This window comes from Pantoea eucalypti, assembly GCF_009646115.1.
In the GTDB taxonomy this organism is placed as follows: domain Bacteria; phylum Pseudomonadota; class Gammaproteobacteria; order Enterobacterales; family Enterobacteriaceae; genus Pantoea; species Pantoea eucalypti.
Genome location: NZ_CP045720.1, coordinates 2,860,343 through 2,873,240 on the forward strand (window position 1 = coordinate 2,860,343; position 12,898 = coordinate 2,873,240).

10 protein-coding genes are annotated in these 12,898 nt (G+C 53.7%); 2 read left to right on the forward strand and 8 right to left on the reverse strand.

Annotated elements, in window-relative coordinates:
• Nucleotides 1-17: 17 nt before the first annotated feature.
• Genes EE896_RS13375 through osmF form a run of 4 tightly spaced genes read right to left on the reverse strand, consistent with a single transcriptional unit; the run spans nt 18 to nt 3,767 of the window.
• Nucleotides 18-749, reverse strand: coding sequence for an ABC transporter permease (locus tag EE896_RS13375; RefSeq protein ID WP_003851780.1), 732 nt, complete (start codon nt 747-749; stop codon nt 18-20).
• Nucleotides 737-1,684, reverse strand: coding sequence for an ABC transporter ATP-binding protein (locus tag EE896_RS13380; protein ID WP_140915828.1), 948 nt, complete (start codon nt 1,682-1,684; stop codon nt 737-739). The genes EE896_RS13375 and EE896_RS13380 overlap by 13 nt, the downstream gene beginning before the upstream one ends.
• Nucleotides 1,677-2,852: an ABC transporter permease gene (locus EE896_RS13385; RefSeq protein ID WP_140915827.1), complete on the reverse strand. Its 1,176-nt coding sequence runs from the start codon at nt 2,850-2,852 to the stop codon at nt 1,677-1,679. Before EE896_RS13385 ends, EE896_RS13380 begins: the two co-directional genes overlap by 8 nt.
• Before the next feature lie 3 nt (nt 2,853-2,855).
• Nucleotides 2,856-3,767 carry a glycine betaine ABC transporter substrate-binding protein OsmF gene (gene osmF, locus EE896_RS13390; RefSeq protein ID WP_003851785.1) on the reverse strand — a complete coding sequence of 304 codons (912 nt, stop codon included), beginning with the start codon at nt 3,765-3,767 and terminating at the stop codon, nt 2,856-2,858.
• Nucleotides 3,768-4,077: 310 nt separating this feature from the next.
• On the opposite strand from osmF, the gene EE896_RS13395 reads away from it, so the two are divergent.
• On the forward strand, nt 4,078-5,553 hold the full coding sequence (locus EE896_RS13395; RefSeq protein ID WP_003851786.1) for an MFS transporter: 1,476 nt from the start codon (nt 4,078-4,080) through the stop codon (nt 5,551-5,553).
• 157 nt (nt 5,554-5,710) lie between these two features.
• On the opposite strand, the gene idi is transcribed toward EE896_RS13395, so the two are convergent.
• The 3 genes from idi to EE896_RS13410 form a co-directional block, all read right to left on the reverse strand.
• Nucleotides 5,711-6,253 (reverse strand): isopentenyl-diphosphate Delta-isomerase, encoded by a 543-nt coding sequence (gene idi, locus EE896_RS13400; protein ID WP_008925075.1) that lies wholly within the window; start codon nt 6,251-6,253, stop codon nt 5,711-5,713.
• Nucleotides 6,254-6,399: 146 nt separating this feature from the next.
• Complete coding sequence (locus tag EE896_RS13405; protein WP_140915894.1) at nt 6,400-8,295, reverse strand: methyl-accepting chemotaxis protein; 1,896 nt, start codon at nt 8,293-8,295, stop codon at nt 6,400-6,402.
• Between the two features lie 190 nt (nt 8,296-8,485).
• Nucleotides 8,486-9,595, reverse strand: coding sequence for a suppressor of fused domain protein (locus EE896_RS13410; protein ID WP_140915826.1), 1,110 nt, complete (start codon nt 9,593-9,595; stop codon nt 8,486-8,488).
• 882 nt (nt 9,596-10,477) lie between these two features.
• Here EE896_RS13410 and EE896_RS13415 point away from each other — a divergent pair.
• The gene (locus EE896_RS13415) at nt 10,478-11,392 is read left to right on the forward strand and encodes a DMT family transporter (RefSeq protein ID WP_078804207.1); all 915 of its coding nucleotides are present in this window, start codon (nt 10,478-10,480) and stop codon (nt 11,390-11,392) included.
• Nucleotides 11,393-11,699: 307 nt separating this feature from the next.
• Here the strand turns inward: EE896_RS13415 and dsdC are convergent, their stop codons facing one another.
• Nucleotides 11,700-12,632, reverse strand: a complete 933-nt coding sequence (gene dsdC / locus EE896_RS13420; RefSeq protein WP_140033586.1) for a DNA-binding transcriptional regulator DsdC — start codon at nt 12,630-12,632, stop codon at nt 11,700-11,702.
• Between the last annotated feature and the right edge of the window lie 266 nt (nt 12,633-12,898).

A 12,898-nucleotide genomic window follows, 5' to 3' on the forward strand; every position in this document is an offset into this window, starting at 1 on the left:
GCTGGTGGGATACTCTCTCATCGTTCACTCACGCTAAGCCGACGTTGCAGGCGCTCAAAGAGGCGGTCGCTCACTATCGCCAGCAGCGCCACCAGTAGCGCTCCCTGAATCACGTAGGCGGTATTAAAGCCGCTTAGGCCGATAATCACTGGCGACCCGAGACTCTTTGCCCCGACCGTTGAGGCGATGGCCGCGGTACCGATGTTGATGATCACCGAGGTGCGTATCCCGGCAATGATCACCGGCGCAGCCAGCGCCAGCTCAATCTGCCACAGCCGCTGCCAGTTGCTCATGCCTACGCCAATAGCGATCTCCCGGCTGCTGGACGGTACGCTATCAATGCCCGCCAGGGTTCCCTGTAAAATCGGCAGTAAACCGTAGAGCAGCAGTGCCACCACGGCAGGCCAGGCACCAAAGCCCATCACCGGCACCGCAATGGCCAGCACGGCTACCGGCGGAATAGTCTGGCCCGCTGCCACGATAGTTTCTATCAGCGGCCGGAACGCACGCCCTGCCCGCCGGGTTACCAGCACGCCACTGCCAATGCCGATGACGATCGCCAGCAGGCTGGCGGTGATCACCAGAAACAGATGCGCCAGCGTCAACTGCCAGAAACTCTCCTGTTGATAGAGTGGCCGGGCCAGCTCCGGAAACCAGAGATGGAACAGCGGCCCACTCAAAGGCATGAGCGTCAGCAGCGCGCCATAGAGCAGTACCAGCCACAACAGCGGATCCCTTAGCCTGCGCATGTTAATGCCTCGCGCTGTCGCAGAAGGTCGCCAAAGTAAAGCACGCCCAGCGGCTGCTCCTGATCGTCAATGACCGGGAGTCTGTCTGTGCCCCGGGCAATAAACTGCGACAGGGCGTCGCGCAGCGTCAGCCCTGCAGCAATCGGTTCACCCGCCAGCCACTCGCCGCGTCGCACGGCATTACCCACCTGCTCCAGCGACAAGAGCCGTACGCCCATTTCGCTGCGGCCAAAGAAGTCGCGCACAAAATCATTTTTCGGCTGGGTCAGCAACTCAACCGGCCTGCCCTGCTGAACAATCTCACCGTTATCCATTAGCACGATGCGGTCCGCCAGCGTCAGTGCTTCGTCGATATCATGCGTCACCAGCACGATGGTTCGCCCCGACAGGCGATGAATACGCAGCACCTCCTGTTGCAGCACGCCGCGCGTCACCGGATCGAGCGCACCAAACGGCTCATCCATCAGCAGGACCTCCGGATCAGCCGCCAGCGCACGCGCCACGCCGACACGTTGCTGCTGACCGCCTGAGAGCTGATGCGGATAACGATTCAGCAGGTGCTCGTCGAGATTGAGCAGCGCCAGCAGCGTCGTGATGCGTTCGTTGATCTTTGCTCTGGACCAGCCCAGCAGCACCGGCACCGTGGCAATATTCTTTCGCACCGTCCAGTGTGGAAACAGCCCTATCGACTGAATGGCATAGCCCATGCGTTGCCTGAGCGAGCGGGCATCGAGCTGGCGAATCGACTCACCGGCAAAGCGGATTTCACCACTGTCATACTCCACCAGCCGGTTAATCATCTTCAGGGTGGTCGATTTGCCGGAGCCGGAAGTGCCGAGCAGTACACAGAACTCCCCTTTTGCCACCTGCAGCGACAGATCTTTCACCGCCGCCTTGCCGTTAAACGCGCGGGAAACGCTATCAAACTCAATCATCTTCTCTCTCCAGCAGTGAGATCAGCAGGCGAAACAGCGCATCGATGACGACCGCCAGCGCAATCACCGGGATCACCCCGAGCAATACCAAATCAAGCGCGCTGCTTAACAGCCCCTGGAAAATAATCGCGCCAAAGCCGCCCGCGCCAATTAATGCCGCCACCACCGCCATGCCCAGCGTCTGTACCACGACGACCCGCAGGCCCGCCAGCCAGACCGGTAGCGCCAGCGGTACATCCACCGCGACAAACTGCTGCCAGCCACTCATGCCCGTGCCGCGCGCGCTTTCGCGCACCTCCTGCGGCACCTGTTGCAAGCCCACCACCACGCTGCGCACCAGCGGCAACAGGGCGTAGAGCACCAGCGCGATCAAGGCTGGAGCCATGCCGATGCCGCTAATGCCCCAGTCACTGAGCCACGGAAAATGCTGCGCCAGCCCGGCCAGTGGCGCAATCAGCAGACCAAACAGCGCCACTGACGGCACTGTCTGAATAACATTAAGGACGCCAAACACACTGCCTTGCCAGTCAGGCCGCCGGAAAAGCGTGACGCCCAGCGGCAGTGCAAACATTAAGGCTGGCAGTACTGTACCCACCAGCAGAGTGAGATGACGGCTCAGTGCCGCATCAAACACCGCGTGACGGTTGGCATACTCTTTCAGCAGGGAGAGATCGCTGAGCTGGCCGCTGAACAGCAGCAACAGTGGCAACAGCCAGACCTGCAGATTGAGCAGCAGCTGAGCCAGCCGATGGGAAGTGAGTTGACGCACCTGATCGGTAATCAGCAGCAGAATGATTGCACCGCTGCACCATAAGCCACTGGCAAAGCTGGTTCGTGCCAGACGGCTGCCCTGCTGACTGAGTAGTGTCGCCTGATGACCGCTGAGCCAGAGCATGGCGGCCAGCAGCAGCTCTGCCGCCAGCAGGGCCAGTATCAGCGTAGTACGCCCAGGCTGACGCCACAGCAGCAACCACAGCATCATCAGCGGCAGCAGTAACAGCCCGGCGCTGCTGACCTGCCAGCTCATCAGCGGTTCACCCGCCACCAGCCGGTTAGGAGCGAAGTTAAGAAACGGCAAGGTCACCAGCGCCAGACTCAACAGCGTCAGCAGCAACAATGCTACCGGCTGCTGAGCCGGGCGGCGTATCGCGTCCCGCGCTATCAGCATCGGTTACAGCAGCTTTTTCTGCTGCAGCCACTCAGTCGCTACACTGCTCGCATCCTGACCGTCGACCGCGATTTTCGCATTGAGCTGTTGCAGCGTCTTCTCATCAAGCGCGCTGAAGACCGGCTTCAGCCAGTCGGCAATCTGTGGGTAGGCTTTCAGCACCGATTCGCGGATCACCGGCGTCGGCGCATAGATCGGCTGTACGCCTTTAGGATCGCTGAGCGTCTGCAGGCCCAGTGCCGCCACCGGACCGTCGGTGCCATAGGCCATCGCCGCGTTCACGCCCGACGTCTGCTGTGCTGCCGCGCTGATGGTGACAGCGGTATCGCCACCCGCCAGAGACAACAGCTGATCCTGCTTAAGGTCGAAGCCATAAGCTTTTTCAAAGGCCGGTAAGGCATCGCTGCGTTCGATAAATTCGGCTGAGGCCGCCAGTTTGAAGGTGCCTCCTTTTTTCAGGAAAGCGCTGAGATCGGCCAGCGAGGTAAGCTGGTTCTTCTCCGCCAGGTCCTTACGCACGGCGATGGTCCAGGTGTTGTTGGCCGGAGCCGGTGTCAGCCACACCAGATGGTTTTTCTCCGCATCCAGTTTCTTCACCTTTTCGTAGCCTGCGCCGGCATTTTTCCAGGCACTGTCTTTTTCATCGTTAAAGAAGAATGCGCCGTTGCCGGTGTATTCCGGGTAGATGTCGAGTTCGCCCGCCGTAATGGCGCCACGGACGACCTGGGTCGTGCCGAGCTGGATTTTATTGACAGTTTTTACCCCATGCTTTTCCAGCACCTGAAGAATCACATTGCCCAGCAGCGATCCTTCGGTATCAATTTTTGAGCCGACCCGCACAGGATCGGCCGCGTGTGCCATCCCCATGCTAAGCAGCAACGCGCTGACGCCCATCCAACCCCGAACTCTGACCATGGCCTTTTCCTTATCGCATTTTCGCGTGTTGTTTTTGTGTTTCGTGAGTGCGTGATGACTTACAAGGCGTCATGCGCCTGAGGGTGCAGGCTGCTCTCCTGCCGCTGAGAGTGTTGCTGGCAAGGCGTGCAGCGATAAATTATCTGCTTTAAAAGCGTAGCCTGGCATAGCGGGGATGCAGCTGACTTTATCGAAAATTAATAACAATTTGGGATTATAAGGTTATTTTATATAACTGAAATGAATTTACGTCTGGGCGTCTAAACGGCTATTCTCGGTAATCTGTTTAAAATAAAAGATACATAACATCATGTCCGATCTGACTTCTTCCGCCCATGTGGCAACAGCAGGGAGTTCGCCCGGTGGCGAAACACAGTGGATTCGTAGCGCAGCTGACGTCTCCCGATTAGTCAACAGCGGCGACAGCGCCCGTAATAATGCCCGCATTGTGGTGGCGATTGCGCTGGGAGGCGTTTTTCTCGACGCCTACGACCTGGGTGCGCTGGCCTTTGGCATCAAAGACATCACACGCGAGTTTAATCTCACCCCAGCCGGCACCGGCATGGTCGCCTCGGCCATTACCTTCGGGGCGATTATCGGCGCGCTGATTGGCGGCTATCTCACCGACAAAATTGGCCGTTATCGGGTCTTCATGGCCGATATGTTCTTTTTCGTGGTGGCGGCTATCGCCTGTGCATTTGCGCCCAATGAATATGTGCTGGCTGGCGCGCGCTTCGTAATGGGGCTGGGCGTCGGGATCGATCTGCCGGTGGCGATGGCCTTTCTGGCGGAGTTTTCAAAGCTGCGCGGTAAGGGGAATAAAGCGGCCAGCGTGGCGATGTGGTGTCCGACCTGGTACGCGGCGATCAGCATCTCTTATCTGCTGGTGCTGCTGCTCTATGCGGTGTTGCCCGAAAGTCACACCGACTGGCTCTGGCGGCTGATCCTCGGTTTTGGCGCCGTTCCGGCGATTGTCATCATCGCTATCCGCAGCCGTTACATGAGCGAATCCCCGGTGTGGGCAGCTAATCAGGGCGACCTGAAAGGGGCCGCGGCGATTTTACGCAGTGCGTGGAATATCAACGCTCAGGTCGCGTCCGACGCCGCACTGACCGCTGCCACGCCGGTGCGTAAGGCAAGCTGGCGTAACTATGGTGCGCTGCTGCAGGGCGTCTATCGCCGCCGTACGCTGCTGGCGACCATTACCTCTATCGCCTCGTCGTTTGCCTATAACGCTGTGGCGTTTGGACTGCCGGTGATTATCTCCAGCTTCTTTGCTCAGTCGATGCTCACCACCATTCTGGTGTCGCTGGCACTGAATCTGCTGTTTGCCTTTGTCGGCGGGATTCTGGCGGTGCGACTGGTGCCGCGTCTGGGTGCGTGGAAGATGTCAGTGGCGGGATATGGTTGTCAGTGTGTGGCGCTGCTTGGGCTGGCGCTGATTGGTCGCCCGGAAGGCGGTCAGGAGGCAGCAATGGCTATCGCCATGCTGGCGTTGTTCCTGTTTGGTCAGGGATTCGGGCCTGGCTCGCACACCATGACGTTTGCCTCACTCAGCTATCCCACTTCACTGCGCGGCGTGGGCGTGGGCTTCAACCAGACACTGATGCGCGGCAGTTCAACCGTTTCGCTGTTTCTGTTTCCGGTGCTGGTCGCGGCGCTGGGCACGGGCGTGTTCTGGGTGATCTTCCTGGCGCCGCTGGCCGGTCTTCTGGCGCTGCTGGCCATCCGCTGGGAGCCGTCGGGCTATGATGTGGATGCGGAGGATTTTGAGCTGCCGCGTTAAACAACATTCCGGGCGTGGCGCGCACGCAGGCTCAGGGAACAAACGTCCTCTGCAAAGATGCAAAAGACGCCATCCCTGGCCGCGATGTTTAGCGATGGACGTTTGCGCCCATCGCTTTGAATTTCAAACCGTCTGACCGCACCTTAGTGCGGTTTTTTTATGCCGTGACAGCCGGAAATGGAAACTGCTCCAGATAATCCGGGATACGCGGGAAGGTATGCAAAAACCACGGCGTGAACTGCTGTGGCTGCTGCTGCATCTGCTGCTCGATCATCGCCATCGGACGATAATCAAAGGCATCCGCTTCCTGAGGATTAAGCTGCGGCAGGCTGTCACAGATCGCAAAAAAGACATGACCATATTCATGCTCTGTCAGGCCATTGCTCAGCTTCAGGTTATAGCTCAGTTCAAACACCGGCGTCAGTGCCACTGTCATACCCATCTCTTCACGCAGACGGCGCTCGGCGGCGTCGCGGGTCGATTCATGGGGATAAGGATGGCCACAACAGGTGTTACTCCATAAACCACCACAATGATACTTATCGCTGGCGCGCCGCTGCAATAACAGCTCCTGCCGGGAATTGAAGATGTAGACCGTCACCGCGCGGTGCAGCAATCCTTTTTCATGCACTTCCAGCTTTTCCATTTTGCCGGTGGGACGATCGAGGTGGTCAACGAGGATAACTTCAATAGCAGACATGGCGTTTCCTTGAGATTATTCCCAACTATTCTGGCACAGAATGCGCAGTTTGGGCGGATCATCGCGGATTTTTTACCCAGGTCCGTCAGAGATAAGCGGATGAAGCAGAGGGGAAATCAGGCCAGCAAGGCTGGCCTGGAAGAGAATTACAGTCGGAAGCTCTGAACAACCCGCTCAAGCTGGGTACTCTGTGATTCCATCGCCTGCGCGGCAGCGGAAACCTGCTCCACCAGCACGGCGTTCTGCTGTGTGGTGCCATCCAGCTGGGTAATTGCCACGTTGACCTGTTCGATACCCATGCTCTGCTCACGGCTGGCTGACATGATTTCGCTCATCAGGGTGGTCACACTGCTCACGCCCTGCATGAGCTCATCCATGGTCTGACCCGCCTGTTCCACCAGCGCGCTGCCGGTATCAATGTTCGCCACTGACTCTTCGATTAACTTTTTAATCTCTCGTGCCGAATTAGCTGAACGCTGTGCCAGGTTACGCACTTCCGATGCCACCACCGCAAAACCGCGACCCTGTTCACCGGCACGTGCAGCTTCGACTGCGGCGTTCAGCGCCAGGATATTGGTCTGGAATGCGATGCTGTCGATTACGCTGATGATATCGACCACTTTACGGGACGAGTGATGAATCTCACCCATGGTGGTGACCACCTGACGGACCACTTCGGTGCCACGCGCAGCCACCTGGGAGGCATCGGCCGCCAGCTGGTTAGCATGCGTCGCGTTGTCGGCGTTCTGACGGACGGTGCCGGTCAGCTGTTCCATTGACGCGGCGGTTTCTACAATTGAGCTGGCCTGATCTTCAGTACGGGAGGAGAGATTGGCGTTACCACTGGCAATTTCCCGCGATGCGGCGGTGATCGCCAGCGCACTATCGCCCACCTGCTGGAGCAGCCCCTGCAGATAGCTGATGAACTGGTTAAAGCTCTGCGCGACGGCATTGAACTCAGGGCTGTTGCTGGCTGGCAGACGCTGCGTCAGATCGGCGCCCCCTTTCGACAGCGCTTCGATGTTGCTGTTCAGCACGTTAAGACGCTTCATCATGGCGCGGACAAAGCCCAGCGACACCAGCAGCAGGATTACCGCCAGAGGAATCTGCACCAGGCCCAGTCGGGTCAGCATGTTATGCGACTGCGCTTTCAGCAGGCTGGTCGGCAGACTACTGGCGAGATACCACGGGCTGCCGGGAATCGCCTGAACGAACAGGGTCTGCTCGCCTTCGCTGCTGTCATAGGTGGTTTCCAGCGGCTGGCTGCCAACACCGTTCAGCAGCGCTTTAAGCGGTGCTGCCATCGGCATCTGCACGTCAGCCAGGTTCTCCAGCTTCGGTGCAGCATTCACCAGCGCGCCATTGCCCACGACTTTGCCGTCGGCTTCAACAATCAGCACGTTGCCATGAATGGTTTCACCCATCTGCTTCGCCAGCTGATTAAAGAACCCCAGCGTGACGTCGATAGTGGCAACACCCCAGGCCGTGCCATTTTTGTAGATGGCCATAGCACAGTTAGTACGCGGCTGCGGACTGGCGGCATCCTGATAGGCTTTAGCCCAGGCACACTGCCCTTTTGCAGCAGCCATGCCATCTTTATACCAGGGTTGCTCCCAGTATTTGTCGGCGGCGTCGGAGTTCCAGTAGGTATTGACCTGCAGTTCATTGCTGGCATTACGGGCAAAGAAGCTGCTGTCTTTCTCTTTGGCCGGATCACGACGGTTTGGCAGTGGCCAGATACCGCCCCCAAACACATTGCTGTCCTGATACTGGTTTACCAGCGTCGGTAACAGGGTGTCGATAGTCGCGCTTTCCATAACGGAGGCCGCTTCGGTAATCGCACGCTGCTGAGCCTGCACGCGGTTCATCTGTTCAACGATACCAGAGGCCAGTGAATCAACCTGATAGCGAACCAGACGGCTTTCGCTGTCGACGAGCTGTGGTGCGACGAACTGATTAATCACCCAGACTGTAACGAGTAAAAGCGCAACAAAGAATGCGATCATTGTTGCGGTAAAGCGGGATTGTGTTGTTTTGAACATCTTCATGCCCCTGCCCCTGGTACGGCGCGATTGCCTTATTCGGGTTAACGGCTCGCTTAAGGGGAACTTGAGATGGGCGGGATCACATATTTAAGAAATGTATGATTTATGTGAAATTTAATTTCACTCCGGGACTATCACCTCCCCGACAGCCGCCGGGGAAAGTGTCTACAGGCGCGTCATTGCTGAGCTACTCTGGCGAATCGACCACCTGCTGGCGTGGACGGAAAACGTGATCGTTACCGTCTGCTGTTAACAACTCCCGTAACTTCTGGCCGCCGTGTTCATCGGCCTGCGCGAACTGCCGCTCCGCTTCAGTAATCGGCGTTGTCCAGAGCAGCGTCGGGCGATCGCCATCACGCTTGGGCAGCGTGAACTGCCCTTTTTCGGTTGCCAGTTCATTCGCCAGCAGGAAGCTTTCAAAGCCGACCGGTGCCACTTCTGACGCCAGCGTATGGCCCTCGCCCAGCCAGGTGAGACGCGCCCAGGGCAGATGTACAAATTCCGCCAATGTGCTGGCCATCTGCACCGCATTGCCTTCCGTCATGATTTCACCGTCAACCGCCATACCCAGTTCGATACGTCGATACTGCGGTGCCAGCTCATCAAACAGATAATCGACCTGCGGCATGGGCCGGATACTCATGCCAAGCGTCAGGAAATACCAGACGCCCTGATGCCAGTGCTGCGAGATTGCCATTGGCGGCCAGCTACCCTGATCAATCGCGTAATATTTCACCGACTCACCGAAACGAGCCTGATAGCAGGCCATGAGATCCTGCTGGACCTTATCCCACTCGCTGCCGTCGTGCCATTCTCGCCAGAACTGACGCTGATGCTCTGCACGGGCATAGTAGTCATTGGTTGATGCTGACCCCAGTGGGGCCGTCAGCCGGTTCTTTTTGATGCAGCCTGCGGAGAAACTCACCTGTTTCTCCTGATAGAGGCTCCAGCCAGGGATGACAGCCAGCAGCTGGCCGTAATACCACAGTGCTGCACCATCATCAGAAGGCTCCCACAGGATCTGCAGACCGGCCGGGTCCAGTGCGGGTTCCGCTTCCAGATTACGGCAATACTCTGCGCTGAGCAGCGGCGCTATGCCTTGCTCCATCGCCTCGCGGTCTTCCTGCGCCGGCGCAGGCAGCAGGTTTCGCAGCCAGCAGCCGCGCACAGCATACTGACTGCGGAACAGGTCGGTGGGCCAGATGTAAAAATAGGCGGTGCGCTCATCCTGTTCGACAATTGCGGTCAGTGTGCGCTGCTGATTGTGGACTTCAGCAATCAGGGATTTGTACGTCATAGTGCCTCGACAAAGCCTGGAGGAATCCATTTTCCCCGAGAATAGAGCAGGATCCTGGCTACGGCGATATGAGACAAGGGTAATAGTCTCAAAGTGCATCTCAGGATGATGTAGAGCGAGGAGCTGATGAAGGATTCTTGTACCAAAAACACTTTTACACGACCCGGATAAACAGTGTGAAATTCCAGAGCGATGCGATTAAAAAAAGACTAAGGTTTTAACACAGGATGAGACGATCATCGCCTCATGCTAATCATAAAACCATACAGGGCTTTCTAAAAGAATAGCGTCTGTTTGCATCGATAATGACCGGCCCTATGCGTAAATCCGACTGCCTGATGTTCCTATGCAGAAACTGAGCAAATATCAATCATAAAAAATCAGCTGTGGCTAACTGCATCTTTTTTTCAAATAGCTCGGAAATCCTCAAAGAAATGATATTACCCTTGAGATGAATTCATATCATGTAAAGCATGATATATATCATTTGAAGCTTAAGGCAAAAAAACGTTAAATATCCCTATCGAACTAAATCCATGTAACCAAATCGGAAGGTTGAATCCGGCACATCTGATTATAGTAGTTTTGCAATCCCCGACCTGTATTGCAGAATGTCATTCTGCGCATCCTGAACGCTAATATTTTCAATAATAATACCATTAAAAATTACCCTATTCCCCCGTAACACTGCAGGAAAAATTAAATAACCCGAAAGCGGACAAAGAAACGCGAATATCCATACCGGAAAGATGTTAAAAATATAATGCACCATCCTGAATCAGCGCTAAAAATAAAAAACTCACAATTTTTCGTTCATACAAACGAATTATGATATCCGGACACGCCTGATATCGTCTATAGCCTGGAGTTAAAGAAAATATTATGCGTTTACCTTTAAACAGCAAAGCGATCATGATCATGACGCTCATCTGCTTTGTATGGGGACTACAGCAGGTTGCAATCAAGGCTGCCGAAAAAGAGGTTTCACTCACTCTGCAGATTGCTATGCGATCCGGTCTCGCGGCATTAGTAATATACGTTTATGCAAAGATTAAAGGAGAAAAATTTTCAATGGAGAAAATGACACTCTTCGCAGGCGTTTGTGCAGGAGTCCTCTTTGCGCTGGAATTTTTTTTTCTTTCTGAAGGACTACGCTACTCCAGCGCATCGCATATGGCGGTACTTCTTTATACTGCTCCACTCTATTCTGCTGTAGGCTTGCATATTTTTTCTGCCGAAGAAAAACTTACTGCCCGACAGTGGTTTGGTGTGATGATTGCATTTTTTGGGCTGGTGGTAAGCATGATCAATACAGTCGCTCATGCTGGCTTTGACAGCATTAATTATGGCGATTTGTGCGGACTACTTGCTGGCCTGGCCTGGGGATGCACTACCGTAGTTATACGTACAACGCCACTTTCTGTGTGCTCAGCAAAACAGACCCTGCTGTATCAGCTTTCAGGTGCATTTATCATTCTAATGACCATATCGCTCTTTAATGATGGTTATCATTTCAAGCCAGGTACAGTGGCATATGGAAGCCTGATATTCCAGACATTAATTGTTTCAGTAATCAGTTATCTTGTGTGGTTCAGCCTGCTGCGAAATTATCAGGTAGCCTCACTTTCAATGTTGACATTTATGACACCTTTTTTCGGAATACTTTCGGGCATAATAATATTGCATGAAAAAGTTCAGGCCAACTTTATTGCTGGCACAGTGCTGCTTATTATTGGCCTGCTTTTTATTACAGTAAAAACGCATCAACAGCATTCAAAAAATAAGTCAGTAGAATGAATTACGATATTTTAAGTTATAATATAAACTGCACTGGAGGTAATAACATTATGATTCAGGTAACAAATTACTCTCACGGTGCGCCTCTCATCACATTGAGTGACAAGGCCAGCTTTGAAATCATGAGAAATAGAAAATGGTTTAGTCTTGCAAAAAATCAACGTATTGAGATACTTCGATTTGGCGACGATACAGCAATAGCATGGAACGAAACCAGGTCACATATCGATTATTTTAAACATGGAAAAATCTTCAGGTTCAATCTTATTTCCTGGTATAGCCCCGACACCTGGGCTAAAAAAAAATATTAATATACATCAGGCAGACAACTCAGGAATCGCTTAAAAGCCATGATTTTTGGCCACTGCCTGTCGGATATTATGCAGTTGAAGTAACAGTGCTCTACGGGCATCAGCATGCCCGGGAAAGGAAAAATTAATTCTCCTCTTTCCGTCCATTCCTGGACAAGATTAATTCTTCCCATCGCAATACCAAGATGCCGGGAAGCTGCAATCAGAGCCAAATCAGAACGGTCAAAGGATATTCCTTTTAGATCAGTATCAATATCCAGCTGAAAAAAACTTGTCCAATTTGCCCATTCATTTTCACCTGAGTTAAAACGATCGTGCAGAAAGATACAATCTGACAGTTTTTCGGGATTGTTATAAAGACCATGATTTCTGGCATACCGCGGAGTACAGACCGGCGTTATGGCTTCTTTCATGAAGATCTCTTCGGTATAGCTTTCAGAAAACGAAGGTTTTCCGAAGTATATTGCCAGGTCTACTCCCCGATTAGCCAGATTAATAGCTTCAAGTCCGGTCAGAATCTTCAGCTGAACGGCAGGATTCTGTTCTATAAACTTATTAAGATGAGGAAGAAGAAGGCACTGAACGATAGACGGATGTGAATAAACAGTCAGATCACCTGTAAGCCCGCTATTCCTTATGTAATTAACCTCTTGATTTAAAAGATTAAAAGAATTTTTTAGTGCCCATTGCATCCGTTCTCCTTCAGGCGTGAGAGCTATTTTACGATGGAGCCTGTAAAACAAGCTGAAACCCAGTTCTTTTTCAAGCTGGCTGATACGATGGCTCACCGCGCTTGGGCTAACGAATAACTCCTCGGCAGCAAGCGCAAATGATAATCGCCGTGCAACACACTCAAAAGTATGCAAGCGGGAGAGCTGATAGCCGGTCAGAGAATTAAGTATCGGAATGTTCTTGCTGTCAGAAAACACTTTTCCCCCAGAGTCGTTAGTCAAAAGAAAATACTTATTATAAACGCTCACGGATATGCCCAACTTATCCTTTGCTGGAAACCAGGCCTGGAGAAACAGCCATAATCTGTCTCAGCCTGTAAGCTTTATGGCTGGCCCGGAACGATCAATTGTTGAAACTGCTGTACAAAAGATTATCAGTGTAAGACATGCAGAAGCCTGAACAGACTATAAACGTCAGAGCATAACCTGCTTTTTCGTGGTCATAGCTTCAGGAAACGCTGCTT

Coding starts and splice junctions, on each gene's coding strand:
- EE896_RS13375 (WP_003851780.1), bottom strand. CDS start 749: ATGCGCAGGCTAAGGGATCCGCTGTTGTGGCTGGTACTGCTCTATGGC.
- EE896_RS13380 (WP_140915828.1), bottom strand. CDS start 1,684: ATGATTGAGTTTGATAGCGTTTCCCGCGCGTTTAACGGCAAGGCGGCG.
- EE896_RS13385 (WP_140915827.1), bottom strand. CDS start 2,852: ATGCTGATAGCGCGGGACGCGATACGCCGCCCGGCTCAGCAGCCGGTA.
- osmF (WP_003851785.1), bottom strand. CDS start 3,767: ATGGTCAGAGTTCGGGGTTGGATGGGCGTCAGCGCGTTGCTGCTTAGC.
- EE896_RS13395 (WP_003851786.1), top strand. CDS start 4,078: ATGTCCGATCTGACTTCTTCCGCCCATGTGGCAACAGCAGGGAGTTCG.
- idi (WP_008925075.1), bottom strand. CDS start 6,253: ATGTCTGCTATTGAAGTTATCCTCGTTGACCACCTCGATCGTCCCACC.
- EE896_RS13405 (WP_140915894.1), bottom strand. CDS start 8,295: ATGTTCAAAACAACACAATCCCGCTTTACCGCAACAATGATCGCATTC.
- EE896_RS13410 (WP_140915826.1), bottom strand. CDS start 9,595: ATGACGTACAAATCCCTGATTGCTGAAGTCCACAATCAGCAGCGCACA.
- EE896_RS13415 (WP_078804207.1), top strand. CDS start 10,478: ATGCGTTTACCTTTAAACAGCAAAGCGATCATGATCATGACGCTCATC.